Raw genomic sequence first — 12,974 nt, 5'->3', positions numbered from 1 at the left:
TTGTAAAGGGCACCCGGGCATCACCGTAATCGTCGACCGTCGCGCGAATACTGGCGCGTCTCTTATCGACGCAGCTTACTCGGCGTGAAGATATCTGGAGGTTACTTTAATCGAAAAAGCGAACCCTCAAAGACTTAAACAGTGAGTTCGTCGATACCATTTTCGCGGTCTTGGTGTTTATGCATATCACGCGGCTGACCGGCGCATCTTCATCTGTGACGGCGGAGCACCTTCGTCCCGCTCCTCGCTAAACCGAAAATAGGCCACCTGTTCATGCATCGCGACTTGCTGTTGTTCCAGTGTCTTGGCGGTCGCGGCATTTTCCTCAACCAACGCCGAATTCTGCTGAGTGACATCATCCATCTGCGTCAATGCGAGGTTGACCTGATCAATGCCCACCGCTTGCTCGGAACTTGAATTGGCGATATCGGCAACGAGCTGTGCAACGCTCTCGATCGAATTGACAATCTCGCTGAGTGAGTGCCCCGCACGATTGACCAGTTCGACGCCCTCGCGCACCTGCCCCGACGATGTGCCGATCAGCGCCTGGATATCCTTGGCGGCCTGCGAAGAGCGCTGGGCAAGGCTCCGCACCTCCGACGCAACCACCGCAAAGCCACGGCCGGCCTCTCCGGCGCGCGCCGCTTCCACTGCGGCGTTCAGCGCAAGCAGATTGGTCTGCCGGGCGATTTCGTCGATCACCGAGATGATATCCGACATCCGCCCGGAGGATTCCTCGATGCGAGCCATCGCGGTAACGGCCTCCATCACAACACTGCCGCCACGGTTTGCGATTCCCTGCGTATCCTGCACCAGCTTATTGGCCTGCTGCGCATTATCCGCGTTTTTCCGCACCGTTGCCGCAATCTCTTCCATCGATGCCGAGGTTTCTTCAAGGCTTGCAGCCTGCTCCTCGGTGCGTTGCGAAAGATCGGTCGTGCTGGTGGAGATTTCGGAAGCCGCGTTCGAGACCTCCGAACTTGACACTGCGATATTTCTGATCGTTTTCTGCAAATGGCCAATCGCGATGTTGAAATCGTCGCGGATCTTGACGTATTCGGCCGACCAATCCGCATCCACACGATACGTCAGGTCGCCTTGCGCCAGACGTTCGAGTCCCGTTCCGAGACCATTGACAACCATCTGAACCTGACGGGCCGCTTCCGCCTTTGCGGCCTCATTACGGGCCCGTTCCTGTTCGGTGATGTGGCGCTGTTCCGCAGCGCGCTCTTCAGAGTCTTTGAGTGCCAGCGCATTGTCCTTGAAGACCTGTACAGCCTTGGCCATCGCGCCGACTTCATCGCCTCTTTTCTGACCGAGCACTTCGACAGCCAAATCGCCGCTCGCGAGCTGACCCATGGTTTGCACCAGCTTCTTCAGCGGATTGATGACACTTCTGCCGGTGAAAACGACCCCGCAAACTGCAAACACCATCGCGATGATACCGAGCACACTCATGACCATCGTCATCCGGTCAATCCCTACGGACAACTCGTCATTAATGCGGGCGGTCCGCTTCTGATAAAGCAGCGCGAGCGCTTCAAGATCCTTGTTCAGAGCGGAGCGGACGCTGCGATTTGCATCATTGTCCCCCCACTCGCGACCCGCAGCCGGGCTGACTTCCACGCCAAGTCGCACCAGTTCCCTCCGGAAATCCTGAAACTGCGCCACGCGTTGCGAGAATGTGCGAAAAGCATCAGCATCGTCAGCCTGAACAACTGCTTTCCAAGCATCGACAACCTTGGTGATCTGAGCGTTGAAAGCCAGCAGATTATCGCCGAAACGCTTCGCAACGGCTTTGTCGCTCGCCATGTAGACGCCGCGCGATTCCATGACGACGGCATAGATCAGGCTGTTGACGCGCTCCACGTTCTGAGCGCCAGCAAAGGACAATTCGAGTTGATGCGAGAGCACCGCATTGTGGCGCGAATTGAATACCGCGTAGCCAGCCAGAACCACCGTCAGGAAACCGAGCAGGGAAAACAGGATGTACAGTTTGGCGGAGATCGTGATGCTTCTGATATGCATGATTGACTCTGAGAAGGGACGAAATACGGCCATTCGCGGCCTTCTGCCGGTCGGTTACGACTCAGAATTGTTCTTAAGGATCATATTTTACAAAACCTTTTAGTATTTAATTAATGGGCATTCTGACTTTCACGCCCGCGCGTATTGTTTCGCAGCAAATCGGATTTGCGCACAAAAAGCCCGGCGCAGCTGGCCTGCGCCGGGCTTCATCATCAACGGATGGAGACGTTAGGAGAGGTTATTGGCCCCAGATTTCTTTCGATATTTCGACGACTTCGCGCATCTTGGCCCATTGCTGGTCCTCCGTGAGCACGTTGCCTTCCTCGGTTGAGGCAAAGCCGCATTGCGGCGACAAACAGAATTGCTCGAGCGGCGCAAATTTTGTTGCTTCATCGACGCGGCGCTTCACATCATCCTTGTTTTCAAGCGTGCCGCTCTTCGAGGTGATGAGGCCGAGCACGACCTGCTTGTTACCCTTCGGCAGAAATCGCAGCGGCTCGAACCCACCGGCACGCTCGGTATCGTATTCGAGAAAATAGCCGTCGTAGTCGCACTTGCCGAGCATCGCTTCGGCGACCGGTTCATAACCGCCCTCGGAAATCCAGGTGGAGCGGAAATTGCCACGGCAGACATGCGTGGTGATGACCATGTCTGCCGGTTTGTCCTTCAGCGCCAGATTGATCATGTCGGTGTATTTTTCCTGCAAGCCGGCCGGATCGTCGCCGCGGTCTTTCGCCTTTTGCAATTCCGCAGGCGAGCAGAGATAAGCCCAGACCGTGTCGTCAAATTGCAGGTAGCGGCAACCGGCGGCGTAAAACTCCTTCACCGCTTTCGCATAGGCCTTGCCGGTATCAAAGAAGAACGAGTCCATATCCGGATAGACCGTCTCGCTGATCGCCCGGCGGCCGCCACGGAAATGCAGCACCGTCGGTGCCGGAATGGTCATCTTCGGAGTAACTTTGGTGTTCGCCTTCAAAAATCGGAAGTGCTCGAGGAAGGGGTGATCCGAGGGAAAATCGACCTTGCCATCGATCTTGAGGGTCTGCGCCTTGGTCTGCACACCGGCGAACTGAATGCCCTGATCCGCGCTGACCAGCTTCACGCCATCAAGCAGGCCGAGAAAATCAAAGTGCCACCAGGACCGCCGGAATTCGCCGTCGGTCGCCAGCTGCATACCAACCTCTTCCTGCTTGCCGATGAGCTTGCGGATTTCGTCATCCTCCACCGCCTTCAACTGTGCGGCAGTGATGGCGCCCTTTTCGTATTGGGCCCGGGCCTGCTTCAGCGGCTCGGGGCGAAGGAAACTGCCGACTTGATCGGCGCGGAAGGGCGGCTTGGTACGTTGCATTTGCGGGCCTTACTTGGTGGGAAAGATCGTGGGCTTAGCCGAATTATAAAGGGGATGGGAGATTTAGTGGGATTTTTCCCACAACGCATGAGCCCCGGCACGCACCCCTCCCCCGGCACGCGGCCTGCACAAAATCCGAAAGGCCGCGTCGATTGCCCGCGTCTCTGAAACGCCCGGCGCGACGATGGTGATCACGACGATGGTGATACCGCCGTGGCAGCGAATTCAGAAATTCGCCATTTGACGATTGCTAGCTGCGCGGGGGCCGGCGCCGTTCGTGGAACCAGGCACGGTAATTGACCATCTTCGCGCGTTGCGCCTGCGGCGCAAACTGCTTGCAGGTCGACGCTTCCTCGCTTTTCTCTGGAGCGCCCCACCGAAGCTCGACGCAGTCATTCACGTTATAAGCCATCTCCAGATCGGTCACGCGGTCGATGACGTCCTTGAGCGTCAGCGTCCACTGCGAGCCATCGCTGCGCGGATATGAGAACTTGCGCGATGAAAGCTCGGACGCGAGCACACGGTCCAGCTCGGCTTTCACGTCACCGGCCGCCCTGCCCGCTGGCATCGCATATCGTTCGGGGCGCCGGACGACGCGATCTGGAAAATTGCGTACGACATCCATCGCAATCAACAGACGCAAATCGCGTGACGGCGTTGCGAAATCCTCCCACGCACCCGTGGTTTCGAAGATTGCCGCACCATCGGGCATGCTGGCTGTGCCCTTGCCGCTATTCTGGAATTTCCGCCCGTTCTCGACCGATGTCACGCGCGCTTTCACCTGCTCCTCAAGCGAGGTAATCGCCTCGGTCATGGCACGCACCGGATCGAGCGGCGATGGCGACATCACATCGTCCATCCGATCGTAGAAGGCTTCGACCGTGAGCTTCGTCTGTTCGAGCGAAACATCGCCATATTCTGAGTTTTTCGCGATTTCGGCATTCGTCAGCCGCCGCAAATTGCCGTTCTTGTCGCGCATGACTGGCCGGAATCGCTTGAAACCAGCGTCTCCAAGCGCCGGATCCTGCGCAAACAGGAAATTGCCGCGCCAGAAACGTTTGCGCGCGACCGTCCCGTCGGGCTGCGCGTCGACGGCCAGAAAGACGCCCGCATCACCTTCCGCCTGCGATACGCGCCGCGCGAGCACGAGAAGATGCCCATAGGGGTCGGCATAGACGGTACCCGGCCGCAGCGTGTCTTCGCTGAGAGCCACGGGATAGAAATCGGCGCCGTCGTCGGTGGCGCGGGTTCTGCCCGCACCGGAATGAACGCCGTCGCCGATGCTCCACTTCAGATAATGTCCGAACCCTTGCACGAGTCCTGCCGGCCGCCGCGGAGGTCCTGCTGGCGGCTTCACAGCAGGGCCAGAGGGCGGCACCGCGATGCCCGGTGTCCGCATAGCCGGCTTCTGCGATGCCGGTGCGGATTTGGGTGTCGGTTGACGAAACAGATCGAACGGATTGGCGGACGCCGTTGCTGTTGATCCCGTCGGCGTGCCAGGCGATGCGGCGTCGGCCGATGCCACCAGATCCTCGGGCGCTTCGCGCCGTGGTTCCTCGTTCTGGATGTTCCACCACGCCGGACAGCGCGGCGGTTGACCGCCGCCACCACGTGTACATTTTGCGTAGCCGAATGGCAGTCCCATCTTGAACGCGAAATAGGCGCGCAGGAAGTACGGCAGGTCGGCACAATCGGGACGAATGAAGAGGCCAGCCTGGTCTTCACCAAGACCGAGGTGATTGAACAGGAAATTGCGTGAACGATCACGCAGCACGACATGTAACGCCGGCCATGATGGCGACGCGTCGAGCGGCGCGTCGAACAGCGTTTCGATCCAGGCGGAGTAAAGATTTTCGGTCTCGCGGTTCCAAGTGTTGCGCAACGGCCAGACGCTGCCGGACACGGCGCGCGGCTTCGCCGGCTGTGCGGCCGCGACGACGACTTCGCGCTCGATTTTGCTGCACGAGGATGAGGCATTGTCGGGGGCAAGACTGACACGCCAGGTTCCAGCGGCCGGTGCGGAGACTTCGGCAGACCAGAAATAGGGCGGGCCACCATGCCGGTCGCGCGTTTTGGCGGCGATACTTCCATTCGGCGCAATCAGCGACAATTCACCTTGAAACGGCTTCTCCGCGGCAATGAGGACACGCAGTGGCGCCCCCTTCCACGGCGCAACAGGCGAAGGAAGCACAGCGATCTCGGCTGCTTCTTCGCACTGGGCCGCCGCCGTTTGCGCCTTCGCGGCTCCTGATGTGAACAGGACGAGTAGGGCTATGCCCGCGACCGGCAACGATGCCGTCAAAACAGCGGGAAACCGGTGCCATTGATTCATGATTTGCCCCCCGAGCGACTCGACGGGTATCCGAATGCTTTGGCGAAATATTGGCAAGCCCGTTGTCAGCGAGACCGTCCCGGCCAGCCCAGGCCTGTCACTCCACCCGGCGGCGCCTATTTGCGAGCCGTTCGTCCCGTCAACTTGCGCCAAACCGCTAAAGCGGTGTCAAAGAATAATACTCGGGTTTCGAATGCATTGGTCGCAATTGAGTAGGTTCACCTGCTTCGCCGAGATCAGCCAGGCACCACCAATCCGCCGGAATCGGTGTCCAGTCCAGCCGGCAAGCACCCGTATTTCTCCGTCCCAGAATTCACTGATCGCGAAATTGGATCTCACCATGCGCTGGTCGCCGCGCGTCGACAAAAACACTTCAACGTTCGAAACCAGCCGCGATGTCCGCGATGACGGTGCCTGCGACCACGCATAGCCGGTTCGCAGACGATAGACGCGATCCTCCAGGCGGCGGCGGTCATCGAACATGACCGCGATCTCACGCCGTGGGTCGCCGCCATTTGGCGTCGATGGCACCCAATAGAAGCAATCAGGCGTGTAGAGCTTCAACCAGTCTTCGAACAGCAGCCTGTCGAGAATGCGCGCTTCGCGCTCGACAGCACTGCGGAACAGATCTCGCTCCGTCGCGTCCTGCACCGACATATCATCGCGTTGCCAATCTGCGAAGTCGTCGACGAGTTCGCTATAGCTCTCGTCGGTCACATAATAGGAATAGCGTGATGGATCGGCCGCTGCTTGTGCGCTCATGCCCGAATCTCCCGCTCGATCGCGATGTTCGGTTCCGCCTTCATCAGACGTTTCCACTCGCGAATATATTCGCGCATGAATAATTCATCTGTCGCGGGCCCCTTGATGGTGCCGTCCTCGAGCGTGTGAATACGATCCGGAATGCCAAGCCCGCGGTTCATGTAGATCCATTCGTCCTCGGGGCACATCAGGCCACGCTGGATCTGCTCGAAATTGGTGATGTCGTCGACCTCGCCAAAATTCGGAAAACCCTCTTGGGTGCGCATCCGCAGCGCATTGATGTCCTTGACCACATCCTCACCGAGCGTTCCGTCGACATCCTCGATCATGGTGCCGTACCAAATCGCGTCGGTCTCCTCCATAGAGACGGGTTGGAACACCTGGATATGATTCCCGAGCAGCGAGAGGTTGGGGAAGACATTGATGTTTACGGGCTCCGAACCGGCAAGATCCAGCATCGATTCGGCTCGCTCGCCGTAACGCTGGCGCAACTTGCCTTGCACATGCTCCATGCCCGGATGCAGAGACTCGATCGCCCATAATCCACCGGGCCGGCTCTGCAGGTTCGGCCGCTTGTCCTTGAAATGATGCCCGTTGCCCATGTACTGGATGTACATCGGTAACGAGTCCGGTGACGACGTCTGGTAATAGGACATGCCCTTCGAGGTGTCTTCGTCCCTGAAGCGGTTCTCCGTCTCCAACAAGGAGCGATGCGAGTAGACGACGTGATAGCCGTCACCCGAATTGTCGTAGGCGAGTTTCCAGTTGCCCTTGTATTTCAGCCGGTTTGCTTCACAGACGATGACTTTGCCGCCCGGATTGCGGTCGAGCCATTCGTCTATCGGTTTGCGGATCGGACCGAGATAGTCGCCAAGCGGCGGCGCATCGAGATTCAGTGTCCCGAAGATAAAGCCGCGATAGGATTCCACGCGCGGCACCTGCGCCAGGTTGTATTTCGGATCCTTGACGAGCTTTTCGGCATAACCATCCGCCCAGGGCACGCCGCGCAGCTTGCCGGTATTGGCGAAATTCCATCCGTGATAGGGACACTGGAACGAGCGGCTGTTGCCACGATCCCAGCGGCACAGTGTCGTGCCGCGATGCGTGCAGCGATTGTAGAGCGCGCGGATGACGCCGTTTTCATCGCGCGTCATGATCAGCGGACGCAGTCCAAGCTTGGCCGTGATGAAATCGTTCGGATTGGGTATCTGGCTTTCATGCGCCAGATAGACCCAGGTGCCGCCGAAGATGTGCGTCATCTCGGCGTCGAAGATCGCCGGATCGGTATAAAGCAGCCGGTGAACGCGATCCTCCTGCACCAGCTCGTCCCAGTCATAGAGCGGAGCGTTGCGAAGACGATTGGATACCTTCGTGCGAGCGATCGTCATGGCCTCGTGTCCTTCTGCAGTCTCCGTGCCGCGGCGCGGGGCTGCGGCTAAAAGGTGTCGAAATATTCGTCGTGCTCCCAGGCTGTGGTGGTTTCGCCATCATCCACCAGCCCGTTCTCCTTCAGGAAGGCTTCGAAACGCCCGACCTCGACGCGCTTGAGCTTCAGGTAATAGTCGATGAAGAGGCCACCGAGCTCCGCCGCGAATAGTGGCTCTTTCTCAAGCGCATTCAGCGCCTGCGACAGGCTTTTTGGCAGCATCGGGCGTAATGAGCTGTAGGGATCGGTGTCGGGCGCGCCGGGATCAAACTTGTTCGCAATGCCGTCCATGCCGGACGCCAATTGCGACGCGATATAAAGATACGGATTGGCCGATGGTTCGCCGACACGGTTTTCGATGCGGCTGGCAGGATCGTTGACGCCGCTCAGCACGCGCAGCATGGCACCGCGATGATCGACGCCCCACGCGACGCGATCGGGAGCGAGCGAGTTTGCCCGAAACCGCCGATAACCATTGACGGTCGGACTGGAGAACACGGTCGCGCTCACTGCGTGATGCAACAGACCGCCGAGATAATATTTGCCGGTCTCGGAGAGATGCTGACCGACGTCCGCCGGCGCGAACAGGTTCCGGCCTGAATTGGTCTCGACCAGCGATTGATGCAGATGCCAGCCGCTTGAATAATAGTTCTTCAAGCCGGGGCGAGACATGAAACTCGCAACATAGCCGAGACGACGACAGATTTGCCGGGCCGCAGACCGAAACAATACGAGATTGTCGGCGGTCTCAAGCGCGATGCGCGGCGCGAACGTGCATTCAAGCTGTCCGGGGCCCCACTCATTCTCGATGGAGCGTAGCGGCAGGTTGAGATGTTCACACGCATCCGCCAAGGCCGCGACCACGCGATGGACTTGATCCATGTTGCTTTCAGAGTGAAGCGAGAATCCGGGCTCGGCCGGAATGACGCGCACCGCTCTTCCGCGCAAGCCGGGACGCCCGACATGATCAAAAGACAGTTCCGGCTCGGCGTTGCGGGCGAGATACCATTCGATCTCAAGGCCGACGACGCTCCGCAGCCCCCGCTTCTCAAGCGCAGCGATTTGCTTGCGCAATAGCTGACGCGTCGAAAAATAAAACGGCTGGCCGTCGACGAAATATTCGTCGCACAGAACCCAGCCCACGTCCGGTTCCCATGGCAACACGCGGAAGGTTTCGGGGTCGGGAACCACCACCAGATTCGGCGAACCGGTCATCTCGTCGAGGCCCATCCCGCCGCCCCGCGTGAATGACGAAAACACGCGGGCGCCAGAAGCGTCGAGCGTCGTTGTCGCTACATTGATGTTGAAGCCGTTCTCCAGTGCGCCGAGAAAGGCCGGTATCGTCAGCGTTTTCGCGCGCGACACGCCATGCGAATCCGCCCAGGCCACGCGGACGAGCCTGAGACCATTCTTCTCAATCCTTCGCTTGAGATCATGTGCCAGCCGGCGCTGGTCTTCACTCCAAAGATCGAACGTCCGGATGAAACCCACGCGGCTATTCCCAAGTTAAGGCTGCTTCATCTCTCAAGGCAGCGCCTATATTCGATCTGAAATCAGAATAATCAAATGATAAATTGGCGATAACATATACCAGAAATGGGATGTTTTCATCGATCGCTATCGTTGGTGAACTTCCACGCATCGCACTCTCTGCAACCACTCAAACGACTATTGGCTGAACTTGTGCTTGGGCAGCCTCATGACGGCACTTTCAATCGGGCGTCACGGGTGGCAACAAACGCTCCAGTTCACCGCGACGATCGAGTTCTTCAAGCATGCGACTGTCGCCGACATGCCATTCACCCAGAAATATCTGCGGGACGATCGCAACACCACCCGATCTCGTGATCATTTCCTCCAGCCGTTCTCCGTTCGCAGCGATATCGATCTCCTCGAAGGGGATTCCTTTCCGGGCAAGCAACATCTTTGCTGACTTGCAATATGGACAATAGCGCGATGTGTAGATCTCAACCTTTTGGGACATGACATTTGCCGTCCGAAAACTTGTTCTGGTAACGATGCGCTTCCAGCATTCAGCAGCAACACAAATTAGATGCCTTGCAAGCTGAACAATCAAATGATTTATTCGAGCTGAAACATACCAAAGAGGGAATGAATCATGGCGGCGCCAACTCGGCGGCCAGCACGTCTCCGGCGCATCATTCGACTGTCACAGCTTGAGCTTCTGGCCGCGATCGACCACGCGGAGACCTTGGGAGCTGCTGCGAAAGCGACGAACATCACACAACCCGCGGCTTCGCGGCTGCTACGCACGCTCGCCGACGAACTCGGCATTCAGTTGTTCGAACGCGCAGGCCGAACATTGCGTCCGACGGCCGCCGGTAAAACCCTGTTACGCCGCGCCAATTCGATCATTGTGGACATTGATCGCATCGACAAGGAACTGGCGGCGATCGATCAGGGGTTGACCGGCCAGATCTCAATCGGCTCCGGCGTTGCGGCCTGTTATGTTCTGATACCGACGGCAGTCGATCTTCTGCTGCAATCTGCTCCCCGCGCTTCGATTGCGATTCAGGAAGGGCCTATGGAGGAGCTTGTCGCGAAGCTGCGAGACGGCAAGATTGATCTACTGGTCGGGCGGATTGAGAATCTGGGCGCACATGCTGATCTGGTGATCGAGGATTTGTATGATCCGCCCATGACGATCGTTTCTGGAATTAACAATCCGCTCGCGGCCCGGCGAAATTTGAGTTTAAGCGATCTCGCACAACAGCAATGGATATTACCCGAGGTCGGGACGCCGATGCGATCGGCAATGGAGGCGATGTTCCGCCGCGCAAAGACATGGCCAAGGGTCTGTGTCGTCGAGTCCTCTTCGATCCAGACGAATGTGGGCCTGCTCAACCGGCGCACGGATCTGCTCTGGGTACTGTCGGAGGACATCGCCCGCTATTTCGAGGGCCTGAAGCAGCTTAAGATCCTGGCGTTTCCGCCCAGCCCTGGTCCATCACCCTTCATGATGGCGCATATCCGCGACCGAACACCCTCGCCCGCAGTACAAAAACTGGCCGAAGCGCTCCGCTCAGTCGCGCAAAAGATCAGCACCTCAAAGAAATCGACGCGGAGCCGTGGAGCACGTGCAAAAACGTGAGCACATCGGTGCACGCAAAGCAGCAGAAAACACTTCCTTGTCCGAACAGACCGCGAACCTTAGATCAGCGAGACTGCAGTATAGTTTTGCGACCACATGCGCCAGCAATAGTCTGCACCGGCGAACCCGATCGACTTCAGTGATATTTGCTGAATAGCAACAACAGAACGACACCGGCGAGTATTAAGGTCAGAGACTTCCAAAACAGCAGCGGATTACGCTCTATCAGCGGCGTTGGCGGAGCGTTTAGATAGCTTTTGTTGGGGTGCCGAAGCTCGTAAACATATTCGGACAACTCGGCGTAGCGCTTGTGTGGATCAAGCTGCACAGACTTCCTGAGCACCTCGTCGATCCATGCCGGAATCTCCCGATTATCATCGACGGCGGAAACGTATTTCAGCTTTCTCTGCTGTGACCTGGTCCTGGCTTTCGCGACCTCGGCGCCATAGGGCAGCCTCCCGGTCAACATCTGATAGGTGATGACTCCCAGCGAAAATATGTCCGAGCAGAGCGATCCGCTCTCTCCCAGGAAATATTCTGGTGCGGTGTATTGGACCGTCCCCAGAATATCGTTCGCGTCCGTCGAGGGCGCCGCCTCGACAACGCCCTGCACTCTCGTGGAGCCGAAATCGATGATCTTCACCGTGCCGGTTTTGTCGATCATGATATTGTCAGGCCTGAGGTCCTGATGGAGCATCTCCATCCGGTGAAACGCCTGGAGGCCTTTGGCGATCTGCTCCACCATCCCGCGGACGGTTTCCAGATCGGGCCTTGGATTATCGATCATCCATTGCTTCAGCGTCTGCCCGTCAACGAACTCCATGACAACGTAGAGATAGCTGCGCTTTCTCGACTGCAGACACGGCTTCAACACGTGCGCGCTTTTGATACGCCGCGCGACCCATTCTTCCATCATGAAGCGCTTGATGTAAGCAGGATCGTTGCGCAGATCGATTGATGGGATTTTCAGCGCGACCAGCATATCTGTCGCAATGTCTGTCGCGAGATAGATATGGCTGCGGCTGCTGCTATGCAGTTCCCTCACGATCCTATAGCCATCGAAATCCATTCTCGCTTCGAGAAGCGGCGGTAGCGGCAGCTCCGGTGCTTGCCCGAAAAGCTCGCTCGCGTCGCCATGCGGGACGCTGTCGATCCTGACGATTTGCACAGTGAGGTTGTCAGTGCTGCCTTTCTGGTAGGCCTCTTCTACGATGCTTGCGGCAGCACCATCCAGATCATCCGCGCTGTCATTAATCGCCTTGCTGATGAAGCGCGCACCGACATATTCGTAAACACCATCCGTCGCGAGCAGGAAAACGTCGCCACTCTCGACCTTAAGAATCCGATAGTCGATTTCGACCTGAGGATTTACCCCGAGCGCACGGCCGAGGTAGCTCTCTTTCGAAGACAGAACGACGCGGTGATCTTCGGTCAACTGCTCCAAGCCGTTGCCGACAAGGCGGTAGATGCGCGCGTCGCCAATGTGAAAAAGATGCGCCGCCGATGATTTGACGATCATCGCGCTGAACGTGCACACATAGCCCTTGTCTTTTTCGTAAGCATGCTGGCTTCGTCGTGTCTGGGCATGCAGCCAGGAGTTCGTTGCCGCGATCACGCGCTGCGCCGAGGTTTTTACCGACCAGGATTCGGACGTGCAGTAGTAATCCGTCAGGAAGCTCTTTACAGCCGACTCGCTTGCGATCTGACTGACGTTGCTGCTGCTGATCCCGTCCGCGAGCACGATGGCGATGCCCTTCAGGCTCAGCAGCGGCTCCTTCGGGAACAGTACGCCGTGAAAGTCCTGGTTGACCAGCTTTCGGCCTTTGTCGGAGTGCTGTCCGACCGATATTTTCAGTGTGGCGGGCATCGTCTCATGTCTGGACATGATCCTATTCCGAAAACCGTTTCATTTCCGGGATCATGCCTCGGCAAAATGCCTCGGCCTTAGCAGGCCGAGGCCGCGCCG

9 protein-coding genes are annotated in these 12,974 nt (G+C 58.0%); 1 reads left to right on the top strand and 8 read right to left on the bottom strand.

Going from position 1 to position 12,974, the window contains the following annotated elements:
- Nucleotides 1-186: 186 nt before the first annotated feature.
- The 7 genes from CAK95_RS12570 to grxC form a co-directional block, all read right to left on the bottom strand.
- Entirely contained in the window at nucleotides 187-2,028 is a 1,842-nt protein-coding gene (locus CAK95_RS12570; RefSeq protein ID WP_183044253.1) for a methyl-accepting chemotaxis protein, read from the bottom strand.
- A gap of 238 nt (nucleotides 2,029-2,266) precedes the next feature.
- A complete protein-coding gene (locus tag CAK95_RS12565; protein ID WP_086088220.1) occupies nucleotides 2,267-3,376 on the bottom strand; it encodes a cobalamin-independent methionine synthase II family protein in 1,110 nt (369 codons plus the stop codon).
- Nucleotides 3,377-3,626: 250 nt separating this feature from the next.
- Nucleotides 3,627-5,708: a hypothetical protein gene (locus CAK95_RS12560; protein ID WP_086088219.1), complete on the bottom strand. Its 2,082-nt coding sequence runs from the start codon at nucleotides 5,706-5,708 to the stop codon at nucleotides 3,627-3,629.
- Nucleotides 5,709-5,876: 168 nt separating this feature from the next.
- Nucleotides 5,877-6,470, bottom strand: a complete 594-nt coding sequence (locus CAK95_RS12555) for an aromatic-ring-hydroxylating dioxygenase subunit beta (protein ID WP_086088218.1) — start codon at nucleotides 6,468-6,470, stop codon at nucleotides 5,877-5,879.
- The gene (locus CAK95_RS12550; protein WP_086088217.1) at nucleotides 6,467-7,858 is read right to left on the bottom strand and encodes an aromatic ring-hydroxylating oxygenase subunit alpha; all 1,392 of its coding nucleotides are present in this window, start codon (nucleotides 7,856-7,858) and stop codon (nucleotides 6,467-6,469) included. The genes CAK95_RS12555 and CAK95_RS12550 overlap by 4 nt, the downstream gene beginning before the upstream one ends.
- 47 nt (nucleotides 7,859-7,905) lie before the next feature.
- Nucleotides 7,906-9,387, bottom strand: a complete 1,482-nt coding sequence (locus CAK95_RS12545; RefSeq protein ID WP_086088216.1) for a glutamine synthetase family protein — start codon at nucleotides 9,385-9,387, stop codon at nucleotides 7,906-7,908.
- A gap of 220 nt (nucleotides 9,388-9,607) precedes the next feature.
- Complete coding sequence (gene grxC, locus CAK95_RS12540) at nucleotides 9,608-9,880, bottom strand: glutaredoxin 3 (RefSeq protein WP_086088215.1); 273 nt, start codon at nucleotides 9,878-9,880, stop codon at nucleotides 9,608-9,610.
- A gap of 135 nt (nucleotides 9,881-10,015) precedes the next feature.
- On the opposite strand from grxC, the gene CAK95_RS12535 reads away from it, so the two are divergent.
- Entirely contained in the window at nucleotides 10,016-11,008 is a 993-nt protein-coding gene (locus tag CAK95_RS12535; protein ID WP_086088214.1) for a LysR family transcriptional regulator, read from the top strand.
- Nucleotides 11,009-11,144: 136 nt separating this feature from the next.
- Here CAK95_RS12535 and CAK95_RS12530 read toward each other — a convergent pair whose 3' ends face one another.
- The gene (locus CAK95_RS12530) at nucleotides 11,145-12,875 is read right to left on the bottom strand and encodes a bifunctional protein-serine/threonine kinase/phosphatase (RefSeq protein ID WP_086091381.1); all 1,731 of its coding nucleotides are present in this window, start codon (nucleotides 12,873-12,875) and stop codon (nucleotides 11,145-11,147) included.
- Between the last annotated feature and the right edge of the window lie 99 nt (nucleotides 12,876-12,974).

Source organism: Pseudorhodoplanes sinuspersici, from assembly GCF_002119765.1.
Classification (GTDB): Bacteria; Pseudomonadota; Alphaproteobacteria; order Rhizobiales; family Xanthobacteraceae; genus Pseudorhodoplanes; species Pseudorhodoplanes sinuspersici.
The sequence above is the reverse complement of the archived record's forward strand: the minus strand, read 5'-3'. Positions and strand labels throughout refer to the sequence as shown.

Bases quoted from the DNA above. Each gene is read 5' to 3' on its own strand.
- CAK95_RS12570 (WP_183044253.1), bottom strand. From the start codon at position 2,028: ATGCATATCAGAAGCATCACGATCTCCGCCAAACTGTACATCCTGTTT.
- CAK95_RS12565 (WP_086088220.1), bottom strand. From the start codon at position 3,376: ATGCAACGTACCAAGCCGCCCTTCCGCGCCGATCAAGTCGGCAGTTTC.
- CAK95_RS12560 (WP_086088219.1), bottom strand. From the start codon at position 5,708: ATGAATCAATGGCACCGGTTTCCCGCTGTTTTGACGGCATCGTTGCCG.
- CAK95_RS12555 (WP_086088218.1), bottom strand. From the start codon at position 6,470: ATGAGCGCACAAGCAGCGGCCGATCCATCACGCTATTCCTATTATGTG.
- CAK95_RS12550 (WP_086088217.1), bottom strand. From the start codon at position 7,858: ATGACGATCGCTCGCACGAAGGTATCCAATCGTCTTCGCAACGCTCCG.
- grxC (WP_086088215.1), bottom strand. From the start codon at position 9,880: ATGTCCCAAAAGGTTGAGATCTACACATCGCGCTATTGTCCATATTGC.
- CAK95_RS12535 (WP_086088214.1), top strand. From the start codon at position 10,016: ATGGCGGCGCCAACTCGGCGGCCAGCACGTCTCCGGCGCATCATTCGA.
- CAK95_RS12530 (WP_086091381.1), bottom strand. From the start codon at position 12,875: ATGCCCGCCACACTGAAAATATCGGTCGGACAGCACTCCGACAAAGGC.